23 protein-coding genes are annotated in these 22,699 nt (G+C 64.3%); 12 read left to right on the plus strand and 11 right to left on the minus strand.

Going from position 1 to position 22,699, the window contains the following annotated elements:
* Window positions 1–95 precede the first annotated feature (95 nt).
* On the plus strand, window positions 96–1,127 hold the full coding sequence (locus AC2CQI_RS04980) for an alpha/beta hydrolase family protein (RefSeq protein ID WP_484579376.1): 1,032 nt from the start codon (window positions 96–98) through the stop codon (window positions 1,125–1,127).
* On the opposite strand, the gene AC2CQI_RS04985 is transcribed toward AC2CQI_RS04980, so the two are convergent.
* Together AC2CQI_RS04985 and AC2CQI_RS04990 are read right to left on the minus strand one after the other, a co-directional pair.
* Window positions 1,107–2,303, minus strand: a complete 1,197-nt coding sequence (locus tag AC2CQI_RS04985; protein WP_484579377.1) for an MFS transporter — start codon at window positions 2,301–2,303, stop codon at window positions 1,107–1,109. The two genes, AC2CQI_RS04980 and AC2CQI_RS04985, sit on opposite strands and share 21 nt — an antisense overlap.
* 134 nt (window positions 2,304–2,437) lie before the next feature.
* Entirely contained in the window at window positions 2,438–4,024 is a 1,587-nt protein-coding gene (locus AC2CQI_RS04990) for an ABC-F family ATPase (protein ID WP_075803646.1), read from the minus strand.
* 565 nt (window positions 4,025–4,589) lie between these two features.
* On the opposite strand from AC2CQI_RS04990, the gene AC2CQI_RS04995 reads away from it, so the two are divergent.
* A complete protein-coding gene (locus AC2CQI_RS04995) occupies window positions 4,590–4,988 on the plus strand; it encodes an SH3 domain-containing protein (RefSeq protein ID WP_484579378.1) in 399 nt (132 codons plus the stop codon).
* Window positions 4,989–4,991: 3 nt separating this feature from the next.
* Here the strand turns inward: AC2CQI_RS04995 and AC2CQI_RS05000 are convergent, their stop codons facing one another.
* The gene (locus AC2CQI_RS05000; RefSeq protein ID WP_075803644.1) at window positions 4,992–5,276 is read right to left on the minus strand and encodes a hypothetical protein; all 285 of its coding nucleotides are present in this window, start codon (window positions 5,274–5,276) and stop codon (window positions 4,992–4,994) included.
* A gap of 194 nt (window positions 5,277–5,470) precedes the next feature.
* Between AC2CQI_RS05000 and AC2CQI_RS05005 the strand changes: the two genes are divergently transcribed.
* The gene (locus tag AC2CQI_RS05005) at window positions 5,471–5,947 is read left to right on the plus strand and encodes a GNAT family N-acetyltransferase (RefSeq protein ID WP_484579379.1); all 477 of its coding nucleotides are present in this window, start codon (window positions 5,471–5,473) and stop codon (window positions 5,945–5,947) included.
* A 70-nt stretch (window positions 5,948–6,017) separates the two neighbouring features.
* A complete protein-coding gene (locus AC2CQI_RS05010) occupies window positions 6,018–6,200 on the plus strand; it encodes a hypothetical protein (protein WP_075803642.1) in 183 nt (60 codons plus the stop codon).
* A gap of 15 nt (window positions 6,201–6,215) precedes the next feature.
* On the opposite strand, the gene AC2CQI_RS05015 is transcribed toward AC2CQI_RS05010, so the two are convergent.
* Window positions 6,216–6,443, minus strand: coding sequence for a hypothetical protein (locus AC2CQI_RS05015; RefSeq protein WP_075803641.1), 228 nt, complete (start codon window positions 6,441–6,443; stop codon window positions 6,216–6,218).
* A gap of 60 nt (window positions 6,444–6,503) precedes the next feature.
* Window positions 6,504–7,001, minus strand: a complete 498-nt coding sequence (locus tag AC2CQI_RS05020) for a DUF3016 domain-containing protein (RefSeq protein ID WP_484579380.1) — start codon at window positions 6,999–7,001, stop codon at window positions 6,504–6,506.
* 79 nt (window positions 7,002–7,080) lie between these two features.
* Here AC2CQI_RS05020 and AC2CQI_RS05025 point away from each other — a divergent pair, with 79 nt between their 5' ends.
* Complete coding sequence (locus AC2CQI_RS05025; protein ID WP_075803639.1) at window positions 7,081–7,761, plus strand: metallophosphoesterase; 681 nt, start codon at window positions 7,081–7,083, stop codon at window positions 7,759–7,761.
* A gap of 98 nt (window positions 7,762–7,859) precedes the next feature.
* On the opposite strand, the gene AC2CQI_RS05030 is transcribed toward AC2CQI_RS05025, so the two are convergent.
* On the minus strand, window positions 7,860–8,657 hold the full coding sequence (locus tag AC2CQI_RS05030; RefSeq protein ID WP_484579381.1) for an alpha/beta fold hydrolase: 798 nt from the start codon (window positions 8,655–8,657) through the stop codon (window positions 7,860–7,862).
* Window positions 8,658–8,885: 228 nt separating this feature from the next.
* Here AC2CQI_RS05030 and AC2CQI_RS05035 point away from each other — a divergent pair, with 228 nt between their 5' ends.
* From AC2CQI_RS05035 to AC2CQI_RS05065, 7 genes are all read left to right on the plus strand, one after another.
* Entirely contained in the window at window positions 8,886–9,860 is a 975-nt protein-coding gene (locus AC2CQI_RS05035) for a quinone oxidoreductase family protein (RefSeq protein WP_484579382.1), read from the plus strand.
* Entirely contained in the window at window positions 9,857–10,786 is a 930-nt protein-coding gene (locus AC2CQI_RS05040) for a LysR family transcriptional regulator (protein ID WP_075803636.1), read from the plus strand. Before AC2CQI_RS05035 ends, AC2CQI_RS05040 begins: the two co-directional genes overlap by 4 nt.
* Before the next feature lie 449 nt (window positions 10,787–11,235).
* A complete protein-coding gene (locus tag AC2CQI_RS05045) occupies window positions 11,236–11,742 on the plus strand; it encodes an RNA polymerase sigma factor (RefSeq protein ID WP_484579383.1) in 507 nt (168 codons plus the stop codon).
* Window positions 11,739–12,569, plus strand: a complete 831-nt coding sequence (locus AC2CQI_RS05050; RefSeq protein WP_484579384.1) for a FecR family protein — start codon at window positions 11,739–11,741, stop codon at window positions 12,567–12,569. The genes AC2CQI_RS05045 and AC2CQI_RS05050 overlap by 4 nt, the downstream gene beginning before the upstream one ends.
* A gap of 47 nt (window positions 12,570–12,616) precedes the next feature.
* Window positions 12,617–15,070 (plus strand): TonB-dependent receptor, encoded by a 2,454-nt coding sequence (locus AC2CQI_RS05055; protein ID WP_484579385.1) that lies wholly within the window; start codon window positions 12,617–12,619, stop codon window positions 15,068–15,070.
* 233 nt (window positions 15,071–15,303) lie between these two features.
* Window positions 15,304–15,930 carry a LysE family translocator gene (locus tag AC2CQI_RS05060; RefSeq protein ID WP_484579386.1) on the plus strand — a complete coding sequence of 209 codons (627 nt, stop codon included), beginning with the start codon at window positions 15,304–15,306 and terminating at the stop codon, window positions 15,928–15,930.
* 137 nt (window positions 15,931–16,067) lie between these two features.
* On the plus strand, window positions 16,068–16,310 hold the full coding sequence (locus AC2CQI_RS05065) for a DUF1652 domain-containing protein (protein ID WP_372239120.1): 243 nt from the start codon (window positions 16,068–16,070) through the stop codon (window positions 16,308–16,310).
* A gap of 122 nt (window positions 16,311–16,432) precedes the next feature.
* On the opposite strand, the gene AC2CQI_RS05070 is transcribed toward AC2CQI_RS05065, so the two are convergent.
* From AC2CQI_RS05070 to AC2CQI_RS05090, 5 genes are all read right to left on the minus strand, one after another.
* Entirely contained in the window at window positions 16,433–16,708 is a 276-nt protein-coding gene (locus tag AC2CQI_RS05070) for a peptidylprolyl isomerase (protein ID WP_484579387.1), read from the minus strand.
* 38 nt (window positions 16,709–16,746) lie between these two features.
* Complete coding sequence (locus AC2CQI_RS05075; RefSeq protein ID WP_484579388.1) at window positions 16,747–18,702, minus strand: acetoacetate--CoA ligase; 1,956 nt, start codon at window positions 18,700–18,702, stop codon at window positions 16,747–16,749.
* A gap of 128 nt (window positions 18,703–18,830) precedes the next feature.
* Complete coding sequence (gene hbdH / locus AC2CQI_RS05080; RefSeq protein WP_484579389.1) at window positions 18,831–19,601, minus strand: 3-hydroxybutyrate dehydrogenase; 771 nt, start codon at window positions 19,599–19,601, stop codon at window positions 18,831–18,833.
* A 13-nt stretch (window positions 19,602–19,614) separates the two neighbouring features.
* On the minus strand, window positions 19,615–21,006 hold the full coding sequence (locus AC2CQI_RS05085; protein WP_484579390.1) for a GntP family permease: 1,392 nt from the start codon (window positions 21,004–21,006) through the stop codon (window positions 19,615–19,617).
* Between the two features lie 277 nt (window positions 21,007–21,283).
* Window positions 21,284–22,678 (minus strand): sigma-54 interaction domain-containing protein, encoded by a 1,395-nt coding sequence (locus AC2CQI_RS05090; protein ID WP_484579391.1) that lies wholly within the window; start codon window positions 22,676–22,678, stop codon window positions 21,284–21,286.
* Window positions 22,679–22,699 lie beyond the last annotated feature (21 nt).

Genomic DNA, 22,699 nt, shown 5'->3' on the forward strand with positions numbered 1-22,699 from the left:
TCAGGAGTTTCATCCAGCTTTCATCCGCTGCGTTTTGGCCCGCTCTATGCTTTGCATGGAGCGGGTCATCGCCGTTTGGGTCAAGGTGAAACAGAATGCGGGTCTTACGGACATTGTTGGTGCTTTCGGTGCTCGGTTGCAGCCTGCTGGTGCAGGCCGAGCCCGCGCAGCACTGGAGCGTCGGCCTGCACCGCATGAGCATCCCCGATCCGCTGGATGGCCAGCCCATGCAGGTGCTGGCGTTCTATCCCTCCAGTGGCCAGCCCCATGTCCGGCGCATCGACGGCTATCGACTGAATGTGGCCGCCGAGGGCCCGGTCGTGATGGGGCGCTTCCCGCTGCTGGCCCTGTCCCACGGCAATACCGGCACGCCGATGGCCCTGCACGACCTGGCCAGTGCCCTGGCGCGGCGCGGTTTCGTGGTGGTCGCGGCGGTGCACCCGGGCGACAACAACAAGGACCATAGCCGCCTTGGCACCCTGAGCAATCTGTATGGGCGTCCCTTGCAGATCAGCGCGGCGATCACCGCCGCCCTCGACGACCCGCTGCTGGCGCCCGAAGTCAGCCCCGAGCAGGTCGGCATGATCGGCTATTCGGCCGGTGCCGAGACGGCGTTGATTCTGTCCGGGGCACGGCCTGACCTGCAGCGCCTGCGACGTTACTGCCAGGAACGCCCGCTGGACGCCGATGCCTGCACCCGCCACGGCGAGCTGGTCGCCGATCGCGCCGACCTGCTGCCGGAAGCTGATCCGCGGATTCGCGCGTTGCTGCTGATGGCGCCCTTGAGCCTGAGTTTCGGGCGTCAGGCATTGTCCGATGTGAAGGTGCCGTCGCTGATCTACAGCGGTGACCACGACCAGTTGCTGGCCGTGGACAAAAATGCCGAGGCCCTGGCCCGCAAGTTGCCGGTCACCCCCAACTATCGCCGCCTGGAAGGGGCGGGGCACTTCGTCTTCATGTCGCCTTGCGATGACGTGCAACGGGCGCGGATGCCGGCGCTGTGCAACGATGCCGAGGGCGTCGACCGCCTGGGCATCCATCTGTCGCTGCAGTCGGAAGCCTCGCACTTCTTCAACAAGGCATTGGGTGTGTCCAGTCGCGCTGGCCTACACACCGCCGGCAACTGAACGGCGCAGCAGGACCAGCACCAGTCCCACGCCGACCAGCGACAACAGCGCCGCGACGCAGAAGATCCAGGCGTAACCCAGGTGGGCGGCAACAAAGCCCATCACCGGCCCGGCGATCGCCAGGGCCAGGTCGAAGAACACCGCATAGGCACCGAGCCCGGCCCCGCGACTGGTGGGCGGCACCTGCTTGATCGCCTCCACACCCAGTGCCGGATAGACCAGCGACAGGCCGAAGCCGGTCAGTCCGGCACCGACCAGGGCCAGGGCCGGTGACGGGGCCAGCCACAGGAAGGCCAGGCCGAGGGTTTCCACGGCCATGCAGGCGATCGCCACGCGGTAGCCGCCCCATTGGTTGACCGCGTTGACGAATAGCAGGCGCGAGACGATGAAGCAGAGGCCGAAGGCGGTCAGGCACCAGGCGGCGCCGCTCCAGCCGCGCTCCAGATAGAACAGGGTGACGAAGGTGGTCAGGGTGCCGTAGCCGATGGAGGCCAGGGTCAGTGCCAGGCCGCAGGGCGCGACGCGGCCGAAGGCGGCCCAGAACGGCAGGCGCTCGCCGCGCACCACCGGCAGCGATGGCTGGCTGCGGATCACCAGCAGGGCGATCACCGCCAGGGCGGTCAGGGCCAGGCCGATGCTCCAGAAGCCGGTCTCGCCGGCCAGGATCACCCCGACCGGCGCACCGATGGCGATGGCACCGTAGGACGCGATGCCGTTCCAGCTGATCACCCGCGCGGTGTGTTCGGCGCCCACCTGGCCGATACCCCAGCTCAAGGTACCGACGCCGATCAGGCCCTGGGCGATGCCCAGCAGCACCCGGCCGACCAGCAACAGCATCAGGCTCAGCAGCGGCAGGCTGATCACCAAGGCTGACGCCCAGGTCAGCAACCCGGCAAAGGCAATGCCGAACAGGCCGTAGGCGATGGTCCGGCGGGTCCCCAGGCTGTCGGCCAGGCGCCCGGCCATGGGCCGGCTGAGCAGGGTCGAGAGGTACTGGATGCCGATCACCAGGCCCGCCACCACTGCGCTGTAGCCGAGCACGTCATGCACATGGCTGGGCAGTACCGCGATCGGCAGGCCGATGCAGATAAAGGCAATGAATGTGTAGAAGACGATGGAAAGGATCTGCAGGGTGACAGACAGCGACGAGGGCGAAGCGGAGGGTGCGGCGGGCATGGGGTTTCGTTCGCAGGCAAGCGGTTGAAGGCTTACATCATGGCTGCGTGCGGAAATAAAAGAAAGCAGGCTAACGAATTAATCGATCAGCAACCGGCCCAGTCCCAACATATGGGACCGGGCCGACCTGTTTATCAGACCACGACGCCCTGGCTACGCAGGTAATCGTCGTAGGTGCCGCTGAAGTCCACCACGCCATCCGGGCTCAGCTCGATGATGCGGGTGGCCAAGGACGACACGAATTCACGGTCGTGGCTGACGAAGATCAGGGTGCCCGGGTAGTTTTCCAGGGCCAGGTTGAGCGCCTCGATGGATTCCATGTCCAGGTGGTTGGTCGGTTCGTCCATCACCAGTACGTTGGGCTTTTGCAGGATCAGCTTGCCGAACAGCATGCGGCCTTGCTCACCACCGGAGATCACCTTCACCGACTTGAGGATCTCGTCGTTGGAGAACAGCATGCGCCCGAGGGTGCCGCGGATCACCTGTTCGCCCTGGGTCCACTGGCCCATCCAGTCGAACAGGCTGACGTCGTCCTCGAAGTCGTGGGCGTGGTCCTGGGCGTAGTAACCGACCTCGGCGCTTTCGGTCCACTTCACGCTACCGGCGTCAGCGGCCATTTCGCCGACCAGCATGCGCAGCAGGGTGGTCTTGCCGATACCGTTCGGGCCGATCACCGCGACGCGCTCGCCGGCTTCGACGGTGAAGCTGAAGTTCTTGAACAGTTGCTTGTCTTCGAAGCCCTTGGAGACTTTCTCCAGGGTCACCGCCTGGCGGTGCAGCTTCTTGGTCTGCTCGAAGCGGATGAACGGGCTGACCCGGCTCGACGGCTTGACTTCGGCCAGCTGGATCTTGTCGATCTGCTTGGCGCGGGAGGTGGCCTGCTTGGCTTTCGAGGCGTTGGCCGAGAAGCGGCTGACGAAGGTCTGCAGCTCGGCGATCTGGGCTTTCTTCTTGGCGTTGTCGGCCAGCAACTGCTCGCGGGACTGGGTCGCGGCGGTCATGTACTCGTCGTAGTTGCCCGGGAACAGGCGCAGCTCGCCGTAGTCCAGGTCGGCCATATGGGTGCAGACCGAGTTCAGGAAGTGACGGTCGTGGGAAATGATGATCATGGTGCTGTTACGCGCCGTGAGGATGTTTTCCAGCCAGCGGATGGTGTTGATATCCAGGTGGTTGGTCGGCTCGTCGAGGAGCAGCACTTCCGGGTCGGAGAACAGCGCCTGGGCCAGCAGCACGCGGAGTTTCCAGCCGGGAGCGACTTCGCTCATCGGGCCGAAATGCTGTTCCAGCGGGATACCCAGGCCCAGCAGCAGTTCGCCGGCGCGGGATTCGGCGGTATAGCCGTCCATCTCGGCGAACTCGGTTTCCAGCTCGGCGACGGCCATGCCGTCTTCCTCGGTCATTTCCGGCAGCGAATAGATGCGATCGCGCTCGGCCTTGACCTTCCACAGCTCCTCGTGGCCCATGATCACCGTGTCGATCACGGTGAACTGCTCGTAGGCGAACTGATCCTGGCGCAGCTTGCCGAGGCGGGTGTTCGGCTCGAGCATGACCTGCCCGGCGCTCGGCTCCAGATCGCCGCCGAGGATCTTCATGAAGGTCGACTTGCCGCAACCGTTGGCACCGATCAGGCCGTAGCGGTTGCCGTTGTTGAACTTGACGGAAACGTTCTCGAACAGCGGCTTGGCGCCAAACTGCATGGTTATATTCGCGGTGGAAATCAAAATGCTTACCTATCAGTAACTTGGGTGACGCCTTGCAGCCCGGGGCAGACGTGCTCGTCCGCCGTGCACGGAAGGCACGTCAGGACCGGGCTGTCGGGGAGTGAAGGCGGGGTGAGGCCGGATTTTGGCGCGCATTGTCGCACAGCTTGCAGGGGAGTTGTATGACGGTGTTGTGGGGAATGTGTACGGCGGGAGGGCTGCCTCATCGCAGCGTGGGTATCTAAAGCCCCGTCAGCAGATCGCATCAGGGCTGACAGGTGCTTGTCATGACTTTTCTGGCGCCCTTGAGATCGAGCGCCGTCCGCACGGCGCTCGATCTGGATAACGCTGAAGATCTGTCGGCTTGCGCCTGGTGGCCGGCATGCGGTCTGTCGACAAGCGACCCGGGGTCACCTCGAAGGTCTCGGGCCCCTCGCCAAGGTGCAGGGCAATTTGCTCGGCTTCGGCCTTGGGTAGACCAGGATCCCGCCACCGCCGCGCGACTTCTGCCACTTCATAACGACGTTGTAGCAATCTCACGCTTTGCTGCTCAGGATAGACGGCCCGGTCATGCAAGGAGCACCCTATGCTTTATCTGGTTATCGAACCCCACCGCAGCGAATTTCCCGAGCCCATCAGCTTCGTCAAGCACACACCCTTGGCGGTGGGCGAGCGCTATGAGGGCGACGAGGGCTGGGACAACTGGTACTTCTGCGACGTGCCCGGACAGCAGGGCGGTTGGGTGCCGGGGCAGGTGATCAGGATACTGGCAGCGGGGCAGGGGGTGGCGCTGGAGGATTACACGGCTCGGGAGCTGGATGTGGATTCAGGGCAGAGGGTTTTCGGGGCGCGGCAGATGAATGGCTGGGTCTGGTGTTCATGTGTCGAGCCTGAGGGCCTCATCGCCGGCAACGCCAGCTCCCACAAGGTTGGCACTGAGTTGAAAAGCGGCTGGGTGCCCTTGCGCAATCTCCAGCCGGCCTGAGCTTCAGTCGATCTGCGTCACCAGCAACCGGCTTTCATCCAGCCTGGCCCGCTCGCTCCAGGAGACGATATGGCTCGCCTTGTTCCAGCGCACCTTGCTGATGCCGCTTTCCCCGGCCCGGGCCATGGCGTCGTCGATGCAGCGCAGGCCCACCGTCGCGCCGGCACAGGTGCCGTCGATCAATAGCGCTGCCTTCCAGGCTTCCAGCCAGTTCATGCCGTTGCGATTGGTCACCACGACCTTCTTCAGGCCGTTCTTCACATAGTGGATCTCGTACTTGTCCTGCATGTCCCTTCCCTGGGCGATGACTCAGAGTTGCGAAATATTATCATTTGAAAAGGTCCAATGGTATTCGCACAAAGTCTTACTTTAACGCTATATGAGCCGTGATAGAGCGTTCGAGGTGAAAGCGCCAGCATCATTTGCGGCCTCGGAGTCCGTGTAGTTAACTGATCGACCGCCACCCAGTAAAGGTGAATCCCGTGACCCTGAGTTTCCGTACCGCCCAGCCTGGCGATATTCCCGTCGTCTGCACCTTCGCCCAATCTGCAGATGAGGCGTTCTTCTTCTTTCCCAAATGCACCTGGCCGCTGACCCCGGAGCAACTGGCCGCCGCCGTTGCGCAACGCAGTGATTCCAGCGTGGTGGTGGAGGGCGACGAGGTGCTGGCGTTCGCCAACTTCTACCAGTGGGAGCAGGGCGGTACCTGTTCCCTCGGCAATGTGCTGGTGTCGCCCAACGCCCGAGGCCGTGGGGTGGCGCGCTATCTGGTGGAGCAGATGATGGAGGTGGCCCGCCAGCGTCATCAGGCCCGGGAGATGAAGGTGTCCTGCTTCAACCACAATACCGCTGGCCTGTTGCTGTATCCGAAACTGGGTTTCGTGCCCTTCGGCATCGAGGAACGCCAGGACCAGAATGGCCAGCGGGTAGCCCTGGTCCAGATGCACCAGCGCCTCTGACCGTTGACGCCGCGCGGACGACGCCCTATACAGGCGCGGTCATATCCCTTGAGCACGCAGGAAACCGCCCATGCACGACGAAGACGAACTCCACGAACCGGAGCACGATCATCTTCTTGACCACGAATTTCACGATGACGAGGAGGGCGAACAGTACGCCGACCCGATGTTCGATGACGTCGAGGATGAAGACGAGGAATACGGCCTGGATGTGCTGGACGACGAGGACCACGACGACCATCTGGACGACTGATCCTCAACATCCAGCCTAGTGGCGGAAGCGCGGTAGCGGCCTGTCCAGGTTGAGGGTGGTGAGGGTGCGCTTCACCAGCGCTTCATCGGCCTCCACCGCCCGCAGGCTTTCGCGGATCCTGCCGGCGGCGGGCAGGTCGCCCTGGCTGTCGATCCAGTCGGCGATGTCCTTGCAGGCACTGGCCAGGCGGTCCTGGCGGTGGTTGATGAGGGTGAGCAGGGTTTGAATGTCTTTGTCGGACATGACTCGTTCCTCCTGTAAGCGATTTCAGTGTAGCAGCGCCTGGAAAAAGGAACGGTTGCCTCAGGGTTTTACCAGTTCGCGGAACCAGTCGTTGAGCATGGCTTTTTCCGAGTACAGCGAGTCGTTGTTGCCCAGGCGTCCCGGGCGTTGCAGGTAGAACTTGTCGTCGACCCGTACATCGGCCTGTTTCAGGACCTGACCGCGCTGTTCCAGGCGGTAGTGCAGGTCGATGCTCGGCCAGGTGATATCGCGCATGAAGCGCACCGAGTTCGCCTGCGGCTGCCAGGGCTCGTAGCGCCCGGCCAGGTCGATATCGCGGATATCGATGTGCAGGCTCTGGCCTTCACCCAGATAGCGTTTGCCGAGGGTTTCCAGGTAGGCGCGGATCTGCTTGAGCACCTGTTCGTCGGCGCCGCGGGCATACCCCTCACCGCGCAGGCTGGCATCGCGGAATTTTTCCGGGTGGATGTAGGTGACCTCGACGGCTGGGGTAGCCGCCTGTACCACGCTGGTGAAGAAAAGCACACCAAGGATGGCAAGTTTCGTGGGCAGGCGCATGATTGACCTCTGGAAACGATAACCGCGCAAATTGCTATTGTACGCCCGCAAAGGCGCAATGCAGAGCAGGAGCGAAGCCATGAGCAAGGTGATGTATCTGAGCCGCAATCTGCACGGGCGCGACCTGGCGGTCGGCGATATTCACGGGCACTTTTCCCGCCTGCGCGAGGCATTGGAGCGGGTGGCGTTCGATCCGACCCGGGACCGCCTGTTCAGCGTCGGCGACCTGGTGGACCGCGGCCCGGAATGCGAAGAAGCGCCGGACTGGCTGGCCCAGCCCTGGTTCCATGCGGTGCAGGGTAATCATGAGGCGTTGGCGATTGCCCATGTGCGCGGTGAGTGGCTCGACTATCGGATGTACCTCGCGGCAGGGGGTGACTGGTTCCTGGATCTGCCGGACGCTGAACAACTGCGTTTTGCCGAGGTTTTCGAGCGACTGCCGCTGGCCCTGCAGGTCGAGACCGAACGCGGACCTGTAGGACTGCTGCATGCCGACTGCCCGGTGAGCCGTTGGCGCGACCTGCGGCCCTTGCTCGAGGCGTCTCCGGTACCGGAGAAGATCCGTGAAGTATGCCAGTGGTCGCGACTGCGCCTGAAGGACGGTAACGAAAGCGGTGTAGCGGACCTGCGGGCGTTGCTGGTCGGGCATACCCCGGTGACCGAGGTGAAGGTGTTGGGGAATGTCTGGCACATCGACACCGGAGGCTGGACCAAGGGGCATTTCACCTTGCTGGATCTGGCGACGCTGGAGCCTGCCTAGCTACATAGGAACGACGGCGTACCCTGTGGGAGCTGGCTTGCCAGCGATGACGTCGGTGAATTCACTACAGCTATCGCTGGCAAGCCAGCTCCCACAGGTTACGTGGCGTGCTTCAGGTAATCCGCCACCTTGTCCAGCACCAGCGCTGCGTCCTCCCGGTGCGGCACATGATGATGGCCCTCCAGGATCACCGCCTCACCCCGATCCCCGGCCAGTGCGGCAATCCGCTGGGGGTGCAGGGTCGAGCCGTACTCATCCAGCTCACCGTGAAGGGCCAGCAGCGGACAGTGCAGGCGCCCGACGATGCTCTCCAGCGTCCAGTGGGCGAACGCCTCCGACAGCCAGGTCTCGGTCCAGGCATCCAGTACCCAGCGGGCCTTGTCGCCGTGATAACGGGCCAGGCGCTCCAGTTGAGCGGGCTCCCGGAACTGCGCCTTCGCTGTGCGAATGCCTTCCAGCGTGCGGTCCTCGACAAAGGCCTGGGCGGATTCGGTGATCAGCGCCTGACACGCCTCGCCATAGTGCGCTGCGCACGCGCTGGCCATGGCGCCGCCGACACTGTGGCCAAAGGCAATGAAGCGACCGATACCCAAGGCATCGCGCAGCAGCGGGAAGAAACGCCGCGCCTCGTCCTCGATGAAGTCCAGCGGCAGGGGTCGAGGCCAGGGGGCTGACTGCCCGAATCCCAGCCGGTCATAGGCCACCACCTGCAACCCGGTGCGGGCACACAACTGCTCGGGAAAATCCCGCCAGAGCGCCACGCAACCGAGTGAATCATGGAACAGCACGATCACCGGCCGGGTGCTGTCCAGCTGCGCCGGAAACCAGCGTCGGGCGAACAGCTGGCCATAAGGGGTTTCGATCCATACCGCTTCTGCACTGACGGGCGACGACATACGGGCTTCCAGATTCATGTCCAAGTGCTTGATGAATAACAAACCGCGACAGATGTGACAATCCGTAACGGAACCATGGTGCCAGGTTGTGATGTCCATCCATTCAGCAGATTGCTGCAACTAGTGCAGCAGTGAAGTGCGCATAGCCCGTATTGTTGGTGTAGGAGGTGATACCCATACTGCGGGTCATACCGCAACCAGTTGCCTGAACAGGCAAGGAGAATGGCAATGGCTCACGCAATACGTTTCAGCGAACCCGGTGCGCCGGATGTCCTCGAGCTGCAGGCCGTGGATGACCTGGCTCCCGGTCCCGGCGAAGTCTGGCTGGAGCAGGAAGCCATCGGCGTCAACTACCTCGATATCACCCAGCGCAAGGGCGCGGTACCCGTGCCTTTGCCGGGCGGGCTCGGGCTGGAAGGTGCGGGTCGGGTGGTGCGGGTGGGGGCAGGGGTGAGCAATGTCGCCCCGGGTGATCGCGTCGCCTACGCCACAGGTCCCTTGGGCGGTTATGCCAGTGCCCGGCTGTTTCCCGCCGAGCGCCTGGTGAAGCTGCCGGATTCGGTGAGTGCGCAAGACGCTGCGGCGCTGTTGTTCAAGGGCATCACCGCCCAGTACCTGCTCACCTCCACCTATGCGGTAGGGCCGGGAACCACCGTTCTGCTGTACGGAGTGGCGGGCGGGCTGGGCTCGATCATGGCGCCCTGGGCCAAGCATCTTGGTGCCTTCGTCATCGGCGTGGTATCGCGCCAGTCCAGCGTCGACAAGGCCCGTGCCCTGGGCTGTGACGCGGTGCTGGTGTTCGATCCGCAGACCCTGGCGGCAGACGTTGCGCGGATTACCCAGGGCCGCAAGGTGGACGTGGTCTACGACCCGATCGGCAAGGCGTCCTTCGAAGCGTCCCTGGACAGCCTGCGCCCTCGCGGCCTGATGGTGTCCTTCGGCGCCTCGAGTGGTGCCCCGACGCCGGTTGAAATGGCCACCCTCAATGGCAAGGGCTCGCTGTTCATCACCCGCCCGTCGCTCGCGGCCCATACGGCCAGCAGCGAGGAGTACCAGGCACGTGCCGCGGATGTGCTGGGAGCGCTGCAGGCGGGTATCATCAGTCCGCGCATCTGGGCTCGCTACCCGCTGGCTGATGCCGCCCTGGCCCACGCCGACCTGGAATCCGGACGATCCTCGGGAGCGATCATTCTCACACCATGAACCTCGACCTGCTGGACAACCCCCACAGCGATGAAATAGCTGCCTTTCTTGCCGTGGCTGCGCAAGGCTCCTTCGTCGCCGCCGGGCGCTTGCTGGAGCGCCATCCCACGGTGATTTCCAAGCGCGTGGCGGCGATGGAAAAGCGCCTCGGCGTGCGCCTGATCGAGCGTTCGACCCGTCAGGTGCGGGTCACTCCGACCGGCGAAAGGCTGGAGCAACGCCTGCGCGCCGCCCTGGGCATGATCGCCGAGGCCGAGCAGCAGGCGATTTCCGGGGCTGCCGAGGTGCGCGGGGTGTTGCGCCTGGCGTTGCCGGCGGCGATGGGACGCCTGTGCATCGGGCCCATGCTGCCGGAGTTTCTCGAGGCCTGGCCGCAGGTATCCATCGTTGCCGACTACAGCGAACGGCTGGTGGACATCATCGACGAAGGCTTCGACATCGCCATTCGTATCGGCGAGCTGGAGGACAACCGGCTGATCGCGAAAAAACTCTGCGATCACCGGCGGATTCTTTGTGCTTCACCGGACTACCTCGAACGCCGGGGTGTGCCGCAGCAGCCTCACGACCTGCAGCAGCACAATTGCCTGCGCTTCAGTGGCCTGGCGTCTTTTCCGCAATGGCGCCTGTACGCAGGGGAAGCGCAGTGCACGGTCACGCCCAAGGGCAACCTTACTGCCAATGACAGCGAATCGTTGCTGGCGGCTGCCCGGGCCGGCGCCGGGATTCTCGGTGCCGGGGAATGGCTGATGAGCCAGGACCTGGCTGCGGGTCGGCTGGTGCGGGTGCTGCCGCAATGGCAACTGGACCCAACCGGAGGCGTTTACCTGGTGCGGCCTTCGGCACGCTTCCCGGCGGCGACGGTGCTGGCGTTCAAGCAGTGGATCGAGGGGCGGTTCGAGCCGCAGGCGCCCTGGTTGAATCCATGAGTCGAGAACACCGCGGCCCCTGTGGGAGCTGGCTTGCCAGCGATGAGTAGGGGTATCTGCACATCTCTCGCCTAGGCTCGGATGGCGGGTCAACGCAGAATCTGTAGGAGCGTGGCTTGCCCGCGAAGGGCCGCGCAGCGGCCCCAAAACCATCCAGCACGAGCAGTTGGGGAGCGATTTTCTGGATTCGGCGCCTGCTCGACTTCTGTATTCCAGATGCTCGGCGTGGCAGGTTTTGGGGCCGCTGCGCGGCCCTTCGCGGCGGTTCGGCGGTCCGACAAGCCACGCTCCTACCAGAATTGCGTCAGCCTTCAGCCCAGGTTGTGTAGATCCCCATGCAGCGATGAGGCCCGTTGCAGCGCCATCAAAACTTGTTTCAAATAAAATGGATTCTCATTTACACTCCGGCCCCAGCATTCCTTCCCAGGCACTTTTCCAGGCAGAGTACTGTGCAGGCCGATCCTCCGAAGCCCTCGCTGCTGTCCACCCTGGTTCGTCATTACGACGAACTGGTGGAACATATCCGCCGCCGATTCGGTGAGCGCGGCTTCGCCCGCGAGGTGGTCCACGACGTCTGCGTGCAACTTCTGGAAAAACAGGAAAAGGACGGTGTACGCACGCCCTTGGCCCTGCTGCGCAAGATCACCCATGACAACGCCGTCAGCCGCTACCGTGGCGAACGCCGTCGGCAGCGCTGGATCGTGGCGGTACCCGAGCTGCCGGAAGTGGAGGCGCATATCCCCAGCCAGGAGCGCCAGCTCGATGCCAGCCAGACGCTCGAACGTCTGGTCCGCGCCGTCGAAGGCCTGCCGCCGCGCTGCCAGATGGTGTTCGTCATGCACAAGATCCACGAACTGCCCCAGGCCGAGGTCGCCGAGCGTCTGGGGATCTCCCTGAAAACCGTGGAAAAGCACCTGCGCCTCGGTATGGCCGCCTGCCGCGAGTACCTGGCATGAGCGAACGCACTACACGGCCCGGCAAATACGCCGACGAAGACCAGGCCATTGCCCGCCTGCGCGAAGAGCTCAAGCAGCGCTTTCCCATGCCCGAGCCGAAGCCGCGCAAGAAGCGCGTCGGTGTGACGGCTGCGGGGCTGCTGTCCCTGGCGCTGCTGGGCACCTTGGTGTGGGTCGATCCGGCCTACCGCAGCGAGCACTACCGGACCCAGGTCGGCGAGCGACAGACCCTGGACTTGAGCGATGGCTCCCAGGTAACCCTCGACGGTGCCAGCGAACTCGGCGTCAGTTGGCATCTGTTCAGCCGACGCACCGAACTGCTGGGCGGTCAGGCCCTGTTCGAGGTGGCGCCGCGGGTCTACCGGCCATTCCTGGTGGATGCCGGCGAGGCTTCGATCCGGGTGGTCGGCACACGCTTCAACGTCGATCGACAGGCCGGTGAGGTTCGGGTCAGCGTGGCCGAGGGCCGCGTGGCGGTGAAGGCGGGCGGTGCGGACCGTGAGCTGGCGCCGGGTCAGCAAGTACGCCTCGGCAACGGTCAGCCCGGCACCGTGACGGCGGTGGATGCCGGCGGTGTCGGCGCCTGGCGCAGCGGACAACTGGTCTTCGAACGGACACCGCTCAGCGAAGTGCTCGCGGTGATCCAGCGTTACCAGGACAAGCCCGTGCGCCTGCAGGACGCCAGGCTCGGCACGCTGCCGGTGTCCGGGGTATTCGACAGCGCCCATGTCGAGCGTCTGCTGGCGTTGCTGCCGAGCATCCTGCCGGTGCAGTTGAACACTGGCGCCGAGGGCGCCGTGTTGATCAGCCCCCGCGGGAAAAAATAATTTCACTATCAGGGTAGGGTTGCGCGGGTCGGCGGGCGGCTATCTCCATGACCCTTTCATTTCATGGAGCGCCTTGCGTGAGTCAGTCCCCGTTGTCCCTGTCGTTGCTGGCCGCCGGCCTGCTGTCGAGTTCGATCGCCCTGGCCCAGTCGGCGCCGCAGGAATTCGATGTCCCTGCTGCGTCGCTTGAACAATCCCTGAATGCCCTGGCCCGTCAGGCCAAGGCGCAGATCCTCTTTGCCAGCGATATCACCACCGGCAAGCAGGCGCCGGCGCTGAAAGGCCGCTACACCCTGGAGCAGGCCCTGCAACGGTTGCTGGGCAATAGCGGGCTGAGTGTCGAAGAGCGTGGCGAGCAGACCTTCGTGGTGGTGCCGGCTGCAGCAGTGGCGCCGGCTACCGAGCCCGAGGTCATGGAACTGTCCAGCCTGGAAATCACCTCGTCGCGCACCAGCAGCAACCTGGTGCCGCCGGCCCGTCAGGTCAATGTGATCGAGCGCGAGCAGTTGGAACAGTTGCGTGAAGGCTCCGACAGCCTGGCCACGGTGCTGGCCAAGAGCGTGCCGGGCATGGCCGACTCCAGCCGCACCATCACCGACTACGGCCAGACCCTGCGTGGACGGACCATGCTGGTGCTGGTCGATGGTGTGCCGCTCAACACCAACCGCGACTCCTCGCGCAACCTGGCCAATATCGACCCGGCGCTGATCGAGCGGGTCGAGGTGATTCGCGGCAGCAGTGCGATCTACGGCGCTGGCGCTACCGGCGGGATCATCTCCATCACCACCCGTCCGGCGGGCGGTGAAAACCGTGCGCAGACCTCCCTCAAGGCCGAATCGCCCCTGAGCAAGCTGGGCAACGATGGCCTGGGCGGGCAGTTGCAGCAGCATTTCTCCGGTTCCGAGGGCAAGGTCGACTACGCCCTCGATTTCGGTGCCCGGCATATTGGCGCCTCCTATGACGCCAAGGGCCATCGCATTGCCCCGGAGCCGAGCCAGGGCGACCTGTTCGACTCCAATACCTACAATATCGGCGGCAAGCTCGGCCTGCGCATCGACGACGCGCAACGCATCCAGCTCTCCGCCAGCCACTACAACGCCGACCAGGACAGCGACTACACCTCCGACCCGAGTGTCGCCCGCCTGCCGCCGGGATCGGTGCCGGCCCAGGCGCTGTCGGGGTTGTCCCTCGACGAGCAGAACCAGATCAAGAACACCCTGGTCAACCTGGAGTATGCGCATGCCGATGTGTTCGGCAGCTCCCTCAATGCGCAGCTCTACTACCGCGACTACTTCACCCGTTTCACCCCGTTCGATGCCCGGGGGGTGGCCACCCGCGGACGCAATGTCGACCAGGTGATGCAGAACAGCGAGGTGTTCGGCAGCCGCGTGACCCTGCGCACGCCGCTGGGCACGGCGGGCGATACCGAGCTGCTGTGGGGCGCGGACTTCAACCAGGAACGCAGCGACATGCCCATCGACATCTTCGACCCGCGCCAGTACGACGCCAGTGGCGGACGGGTCTACGACAAGATCGGCCGGCTCACCTACATGCCCGACCTGACCACGCGCAGCCTCGGCGGTTTTGCCCAGCTACAGCACCGTTTCAACGAGCAATGGTCGATGGAAGGCGGGGTGCGCTACGAGTACGCCACGGCGCGTTATGACGACTTCGTGCCGCTGTCGGAGTCCACGGCAGTCTCACCCGCAACCGTGGCTGGAGGCGAGGTCAACTACGATGCGCTGCTCTCGAATATCAGCCTGACCTGGTCGCCGGTCAGCGGGCAGGAGCTGTATGCGGCCTTCAGCCAGGGCTTCCAGTTGCCGGATATCGGTGTCCAGGTGCGCAATGCCCGGCGCGGGTTCGATATCGACTCGTCGAACCTGGAACCGGTGAAAACCAACAACTATGAGCTGGGCTGGCGCGGCGCGGTGGGCGAGCAGACCCTCGCGACCCTGGCAGTGTTCTACACCACCTCCAAGCTGGGTGACGTGCAGAGCTTCAACAATGGCCTGATCCTCACCCGTACCCAGGAGCGCATCTACGGTATCGAGGGCAGTGCCGACTGGCTCAGCGTCGATGAGCGTTGGGGCGCGGGTGGTACCTTCAGTTGGCTCAAGGGGCGCGAAAAGCCGGACAACGGCGACTGGCAGGACATGACCGGCTACCGCATCCCGCCGCTCAAGGTCACTGGATACGTGGAATACAAACCGGATGAAGACTGGAGCCACCGTGCCCAGCTCACCTGGTTCGATGGCCACGACTATCGCCTGGATGGCGTCGCCAGCTTTGGCCGGCGCAAGGTGGATGGTTATGCCACGGTGGATCTGGTCAGCCAGTACCGGGTCACGGCCAATGACCGGGTCAGCCTGGGCATCCAGAACCTGTTCAACCGTGACTACTACCCGCTGTACAGCCAGTTGATGCGTAGCAGTACCAATACCAGCCATCTGCCGGCGCCGGGGACGGTGTTGACGGTGGGGTATAGCCACGACTGGTAAGGGGGCCCGAACCCCCGAATCAGCAATGGATTTCTGCTGTTGCTGATGGCCTCATCGCTGGCAACGCCAGCTCCCACAGGGTCCTGAGTCAGCAGCAGGGTTGATGCCCGACTCGGACTCTGTGGGAGCTGGCGTTGCCAGCGATGAGGCCCTTGGCCGCGCCGACTATTCATCGATCTTGACGCCGCCCACCACCGCCACCCACTCTAGCTTCCTTGCCCAAGGAGCCCGCCATGGACCTGTCCACCCTCGCACTCTTCATCCCTGCCTGCTTCGCCCTCAACATGGCCCCCGGTCCGAACAACCTGCTGTCGCTGAACAATGCCAGCCGCTACGGCCTGCGCACCGCCTGCGTGGCCGGTATCGGCCGCTTGTTCGCCTTCGCCGGGATGATCCTCCTGGCCGCCCTCGGCCTGGCCGTGGTCCTGCACACCAGCGAATACCTGTTCCTGGCGATCAAGGTCATCGGTGCGTTCTACCTCTTCTATATCGCCTGGCAACTCTGGCGTGCGCCGGTGGGCGAGGGTGGGGCGGTCGTCGAGCGCAAGGGCGGGGTGCTGAAGCTGGCGCGGCAGGAGTTTTTCGTAGCTGCAGGAAATCCGAAGGCAATACTCATATTCACGGCGTTTCTGCCGCAGTTCGTCTCGATGAACAGCGCCGTGCCGGTAGGCGAGCAATTCCTCTGGCTGGGGGTGATGTTCCTGCTGCTGGAGTGGTTCGCCATCGCCATCTACGCCTGGCTCGGCGCGTACCTGCAACGCTGGTTCAACCAGCCGGGGCCGCGACGCTTGTTCAATCGGGTGAGTGCGGGGTTGCTGAGTTGCGCGGGGCTGGGGCTGCTGGCAGCCCGGCGGGCGTGAGCTATCGATCCGAGAACAGAGAAAAACCTTGCGGCTTATCGGGAAATGATCTTATTGCCTCGCGGCGACTGGCCTACGCTTGAGAACGCACTGCAAGCACGGAGCTGCAGTCCCTCAACTGCCCTGGAGTCATGGACATGCTATCTACGCTGGAACTGCGCGATATCATCGAGAAGAGTTTCTTGCCGGTTCGCTGCCGCTGCACCCAGGCGGCGGACCAGTCACTGACCGTGCAGTTATTCAATCGCGGTTCCCCCCATCACGACCTGCAGGTCACCGGAATCCGCGCGGAACAGCTCGACAGCCGGGCGATCGCCAGCCTGGTCAGCAAGTTGCGTTGTGAGTTGCTGGATAAGCAGCCGTTGCGGGATGCCGGCTAGATCATGGGTTGTTCTTGAGGGCCTCATCGCTGGCAAGCCAGCTCCCACAGTGTCGGCGGCGCTGCTGAACCCTGTGGGAGCTGGCTTGCCAGCGATGAGGCCTTCAGCAGCAACACAAATCCTCAATCCCGATAGAACGTCTGCACCAGGTGATAGCCGAACTTGCTCTTGATCGGCCCATGCACCGTGCGCAGCGGTTTCTTGAAGATCACCTGGTCGATCGTGCCGACCATCTGCCCCGGGCGGATCTCGCCCAGATCGCCACCGCGCTTGCCCGACGGACAGGTGGAGTATTTCTTCGCCAGCACGTCGAAGGCCTCGCCCTTGGCGATACGCTGCTTGAGCTGCTCGGCCTCTTCGGCGGTCTTGACCAGGATGTGACGGGCCTGTGCTTTCATGATGCGGGTGCCTCGGGGTTGCGGGTAAAAGCCGGCGATTATGCCTGATCGCGCAGCTCGATGCGGTCACGAAAATGCTCCAGCGCCTGCGGATTGGCCAGGGCGTCGGTGTTTTTCACCGGCAAGCCGTGCACCACGTTGCGTACCGCCAGCTCGACGATCTTGCCGCTGATGGTCCGCGGGATGTCCGCCACCTGGAGGATCACCGCCGGCACATGGCGGGCGCTGGTGTTGTCGCGGATGACCTTGCGGATCCGCGCCTGCAGGGTATCGTCCAGTTCCACGCCGTCGGCCAGGCGGACGAACAGCACCACGCGCACGTCGTGTTGCCATTGCTGGCCGATGGCGACGCTGTCCAGCACCTCGCCGAGCTTTTCCACCTGGCGGTAGATCTCTGCGGTGCCGATGCGCACACCGCCGGGATTGAGCACGGCATCCGAGCGGCCATGGATCGCCAGGCTGCCGTCGGCGAACGCCTCGGCATAGTCGCCCTGGCACCAGACACCGGGAAACTGGCTGAAATAGGCGGCGCTGAAGCGCTCGCCGTCCGGGTCGTGCCAGAAGCCCAGGGGCATTGCCGGGAAATGCCGGGTGCAGACCAGCTCGCCTTTTTCCTCGAGCACCGCCCGGCCCTGGTCGTTCCACACCTCGACGGCCATGCCCAGGCCCTTGCACTGGATGACCCCGCGACGCACCGGCAGGGTCGGGTTGCCGAGGACGAAGCAGGAGACGATATCGGTGCCGCCGGACATCGACACCAGGCACACCTCGCTTTTCATCTCGCGATAGACATAGTCGTAGCTGTGCGGCGACAGCGGCGAACCGGTGGACAGCAGCAGGCGCAGGCGCTCCAGGCGGTGGCTATGGCGCGGTCGCAGGCCGGCCTGTTCCAGTGCCGCGAGGTACTTGGCACTGGTGCCGAATACGCTGATGCCTTCGGCGTCGATCAGGTCCAGCAGGCGCTCGGGGCCGGGATGGAACGGCGAGCCGTCGTACAACACTAGGGTCGCGCCGAGGGCCAGGCCGCTGACCAGCCAGTTCCACATCATCCAGCCGCAGGTGGTGTAGTAGAACAGGCAGTCGTCCTTGCCCAGGTCGTTGTGCAGGCCGTGTTCCTTGAGGTGTTGCAGGAGCACGCCGCCAGCGCTGTGGACGATGCACTTGGGTACCCCGGTGGTGCCGCTGGAATAGAGAATGTACAGCGGGTGATCGAAAGGCAGGGCGACGAATTCGGGTTCGCCGCCGGGCTGGTAGAAATCGTCCCACAGGCAGGTGGTGGCCGGGGTGTGGAAGGCGTCGGTGCGGGTGTCGCCGTGGGGCACCACCAACAGGTGATCGAGGGTCGGCAGGTCGGCCAGCACTTCGTTGATCTTGTCGACCTGGGACAGTGACTTGCCGGCGTACTGGTAGCCGGCGCAGACCAGCAGCAGCTTCGGCTCGATCTGGCCGAAGCGTTCGACGATGCCCTGGGTGCCGAATTCCGGCGAGGAACTGGACCAGATCGCGCCCAGGCTGGTGGCGGCGAGCATGGCGACCAGGGTTTGCCAGGTGTTGGGCATGCACGCGGCAACCCGGTCGCCGACGCCGATGCCGGCGGCCTTGAAGGCCCGTTGCAACCCGGCTACCTCGGCGGCCAGCTGGGCATGGCTCAAGGTGCGGCGCTGGCCGTCCTCGCGGACTGCGACCAGGGCGGTGCCTTGATCGCGGCGCCGCAGCAGGTGTTCGGCGACGTTCAGGGTCGCGCCAGGGAACCAGCGCGCATCGGGCATGTGTGGGCCTTCTTCGAGCACACGGCTGGGCGCTGTGTGCCAGATGACCTCGAACTCGTCGGCCAGGGCCTGCCAGAAGGCTGGGCGCTGGTCGATGCTCCACTGGTGCAGCGCGGCGTAGTCCGTCAGTTCGAGGTTGAAACGCTGATTGATCGCATGCCGGAAACGCTCCATCCGGCTGGCCTGAATACGCGCCGCGTCCGGGCGCCAGAGCACATCGTTCATGCGGGGTTCTTCCTGGTGGTCTGTCAATGTCCTGAGTCTAGCTTTTATGGTGCCGCCGATGGCCCTTTCCACGCGATCCCTGTGGGAGCTGGCTTGCCAGCGATGAGGCCATGAGCAACCCAACACATCTACTGCGCCAGCCACCCCCCATCCACATTCCACGCCGCCCCCCGCACCTGGCTCCCGGCCTCGCCGCACAGGAACGCCACCAACTCCCCCAGATGCCCCGGCGTAACGAACGCCAGCGAAGGCTGTTTCTCCGCCAGCAGATCATGCTGCGCCTGCTGCGGCTCTATACCCTCGGCGATGCGCGCATCGATCTGCTTCTGCACCAGCGGCGTCAGGACCCAGCCGGGGCAGATGGCGTTGCAGGTGATCGCCGTGGTCGCGGTCTCCAGCGCGACCACTTTGGTCAACCCGATCACGCCATGCTTGGCCGCCACGTAAGCCGCCTTGCCCACCGACCCCACCTGGCCATGCACGGAGGCGATATTGACGATCCGCCCCCAGCCGCTGCGCTTCATTCCCGGCAGGGCAAGGCGCGTGCAATGGAACACCGCCGACAGGTTCAGGGCGATGATCGAATCCCAGCGTTCCACCGGGAATTCGTCCACCGGCGCCACATGCTGGATCCCGGCGTTGTTGACGAGGATATCGACCCCGCCGAATTCCCGCTGTGCGTAGGCGAACAAGGCGTCGAGCTGGGCTACATCGCCCAGGTCGGCAGGATGGTGGGCGACCTTGCCGCCGAACTGGCCGACTTCCGCCAGCGCTGCCGCCGGGTCGCCGAAGCCGTTGAGCAGGATATCGGCACCGGCCTCGGCCAGGACCCGGGCGATGCCCAGGCCGATGCCGCTGGTGGAGCCGGTGATCAGTGCGGTTTTTCCGGAAAGCTTCATACAGGTCCGATCCTCAAACGATGCCGGTGGCGTAGAAGGTGGCGATCACGACGAACACCGCCAGGGTCTTGATCAGGGTAATACCGAAAATATCCTTGTAGGCCTCACGGTGGGTCAGGCCGGTGACGGCCAGCAAGGTGATGACCGCGCCGTTGTGCGGCAGGGTGTCCATGCCGCCGCTGGCCATGGCGGCGACGCGGTGCAGCACTTCCAGCGGGATGTTGGCGGCGTTGGCCGCGCTGATGAAGGTTTCGGACATGGCCGCCAGGGCGATGCTCATGCCGCCGGACGCCGAGCCGGTGATGCCCGCCAGCAGGGTGACGGTGATCGCTTCGTTGACCAGTGGATTGGGGATTGCGCGCAGGGCATCGGCCAGCACCAGGAAGCCCGGCAACGAGGCGATCACCGCGCCGAAACCGTATTCCGAAGCGGTGTTCATTGCCGCCAGCAAGGCGCCGCCGACGGCGGCCTTGGTGCCATCGGCCAGGCGCGTCTTGATCGCCCTGTAGCCACTGACCAGCACCAGCAGGATGCCCAGCAATAGCGCCGCTTCCACGGCCCAGATGGCGGTGAGCTTGGCGATATCGGTCTGCACCGGCGCGGCCATGCCCGGCAGTTGCAGGCTGTGGCTCTTGCCGTACCACTCGGGAATCCAGTGGGTGAACAGCAGGTTCATGATGCCTACCAGCAGCAGCGGCGACAGGGCCAGCCACGGGTTGGGCAGTTTCAGGTCATCGGCGGTTTCCGGCTCGTTGCGCAGCTCGGTGCCATAGCCTTCGCCGGCGCGCAGGGCCTTGTTGCGCTGGCGTTGCAGGTAGAGCATGCCGGTGCAGAAGACGAACAGGGTGCCGATCAGCCCCAGCCAGGGCGCGGCCCAGGCGGTGGTGTTGAAGAAGGTGCTGGGGATGATGTTCTGGATCTGCGGGGTGCCGGGCAGGGCGTCCATGGTGAAGGAAAATGCGCCGAGGGCGATGGTTGCCGGAATCAGGCGCTTAGGGATGTTGCTCTGGCGGAACATTTCGGCGGCGAATGGGTAGACCGCGAACACCACGACGAACAGCGACACGCCGCCGTAGGTCAGCAGGGCGCAGACCAGCACGATCACCAGCATGGCCTGGCGGGTGCCGAGCAGGCGGATGGCGGCGGCGACGATGGAGCGCGAGAAGCCCGACAGCTCGATCAGCTTGCCGAACACCGCACCGAGCAGGAACACCGGGAAGTAGAGCTTGATGAAGCCGACCATTTTTTCCATGAACACCCCGGTGAAGGCGGGCGCCACGGCGGACGGGTCGGTGAGCAGTACCGCGCCGAGGGCGGCGATGGGGGCAAACAGAATGACGCTGTAACCACGGTAGGCGGCGAGCATCAGCAGCGCCAGGGCTGCCAGGGCGATGATCACACTCATCGAGTGTCTCCTTGGTGAATCTTGTTTTTGTTGGTGGCAAGGAGATAGCAGGGATTGTGCCAAATGCTCAAGTGGCTGATTTACAAGGATAAATTCTGTTTATTTGAATTGTTTGGTCGATTTTGTCTCTGATCTGAGACTTCTGTTGAGCTCAAGGGCCTCATCGCTGGCAAGCCAGCTCCCACAGGTATCGCGTGCGCCGTTGAACCTGTGGGAGCTGGCTTGCCAGCGATGAGGCCCTCAAGAGCACAATCTCTATTGGAAGATGAAAGTCTCTTTATTGAGACTGAATCCCCAAAGCCACCAACTTCTTGTACAGAGTCGACCGCCCCAACCCCAACTGCCGCGCCGCTTCCGGCACATTCCCGCCACAGCGCTCCAGCGCCTCCCGCAACAGCTGCCGCTCGAACGCCTCGCACGCCTCCCGATACCCCATGACCGGCGCGGTCTCCTCAACCGCCCGGGGCATCAAGGTCCCCAGCGCCTCGCGAATATCCTCAAGCCCCAAGCGCGCCCGGTCCGCCAGCAGGGTCGCCCGCTCCAGCACATTCCTCAACTCACGGATATTCCCCGGCCAGGCATGCCGCCCCAGCAGGGCCAGGGCCTCATCCTCCAGCTCATGCCGACTGCCCAGGTCTTCGAGGATCGCCTCGGTCAGCGCCGGCAGATCCTCGATCCGTTCACGCAACGCCGGCACCTCGATGGGCAGCACATTCAGCCGGTAATACAGGTCGGCACGAAACTCCCCGCGGGCCATGGCCGCCTGCAAATCCCGGGAGGTCGCGGCAATCACCCGCACATCGCTCTGCAGCATCTGGTTCGAACCTACCGGCTCGTATTCCTTCTCCTGCAACACCCGCAGCAGCTTGCTTTGCAAGGGCAGGGGCATATCGCCGATCTCGTCGAGAAACAGCGTGCCGCCCTCGGCCAGTTGCAGCTTGCCAGCGCGGCCCTTGCGTTCGGCACCGGTGAAGGCCCCGGGCGCAGTCCCGAAGAACTCGGCCTCCAGCAAGGTTTCCGGAATCGCCGCGCTGTTGATGCTGACGAAGGCCTTGTGCGCCCGTGGCGAAGCGGCATGGATGGCATGGGCCAGCAACTCCTTGCCGGTGCCGGTCTCGCCCAGCAACAGGACCGGCGAATCACTGCTCGCCCCACGCCGCGCCCGGCGCTTCACTTCCAGGCTGGCCGGGCTGGTGCCGATGAACTGGTTGAAGCTGTACTTGGCCTGGCGCGCCTTGAGCAGCGAGCGGGTCGAGGCCAGTTCCTGCTGCATGCTGGAATAGCGCTTGAGCAGCGGCGACAGGCTGCGCAACTCGTCGAACAGGGCGAAGCCGATGGCGCCGATCACCTCGCCACCGGCGTCCTGGATCGGCAGGCGCATCACCACCAGCGGTTCCTTGGGCGTGTCGAGCATGTCCAGGAGGATCGGCCGCCCCTGGCTGACCACCTCGCGCATCAGGCTGCCGGGGATCACCTGCTCGCAGGGCTGGCCGATGGCGGCGCTGGCATCGGCCAGGCCGAAGCGCCGGGCATAGCGCTCGTTCATCCAGACGATCCGCGCCTCGCGATCGACGATCACCGTGCCCTCGCTGGATTGCTCGATGATCTCGAACAGCGATTTGATCGCCAGGCGGCGCACCCGCTGGTAGTCCTTGAGGCTGTCGTCTTGCATGGGGTATTCCGTCAGGGAAAG

The organism is Pseudomonas sp. P2S-1, assembly GCF_057197725.1.